This is a genomic window from Vibrio sp. 2134-1, from assembly GCF_033339495.1.
Window position 1 is genome coordinate 1 of sequence record NZ_JAWOUS010000893.1, and the last position, 533, is coordinate 533.

The window sequence follows — 533 nt, forward strand, 5'->3', positions numbered from 1 at the left end:
AATGCGTCCGACGCCCACGAATTGTTGACCACCCAACTCTATTTGAAAGGACAGACGGGCAACGAATGGTGGGGTGGTAAAGCCCGTGACCATTTACAGTTTGAGCCGGTAAATATTGATCGGCGAATTGTCGGAACGTTCGATTTCGTGATTGCTTAATCTGTTTGATGTTCGCTAGCAAGGCATCAACTCAGCCAGCTGCGACAAGCATTCTTTGTCTAGTATGGGATGAGGTTCGACACCAGTCACCAAAACAATATCCACCGACGGTAGTGGAGGCAAATCTTCTAAGATCTTCAGATCATCTGTGACACTGATTCTTCCCATCGCACCAATCGCCATGCCAGAGCGAACAATGGCTCGCTGCGCAGAAGAGGTGTTACAACAAGCTAAGAGTTGATATGGCGTTCCTCTTTTGGTCAGCGCATTAATAGCGGCGGCGTGGTATTTACAGTCGGTTTGAAATAGCGCGAGAGGGATTGGCTGTGATTCGTCGATAGTGAAATCGGGGTGACTGATCCACACGCCTCTAT

The 533-nt window shown here is 48.8% G+C and carries 2 pseudogenes; one reads left to right on the forward strand and one right to left on the reverse strand.

The window, feature by feature from the left end:
- Positions 1-159, forward strand: a pseudogene (locus R7R78_RS29115) (protocatechuate 3,4-dioxygenase); the annotation flags it as partial.
- A 15-nt stretch (positions 160-174) separates the two neighbouring features.
- On the opposite strand, the pseudogene R7R78_RS29120 reads toward R7R78_RS29115, so the two are convergent.
- A pseudogene (locus R7R78_RS29120) lies at positions 175-533 on the reverse strand (LysR family transcriptional regulator); the annotation flags it as partial.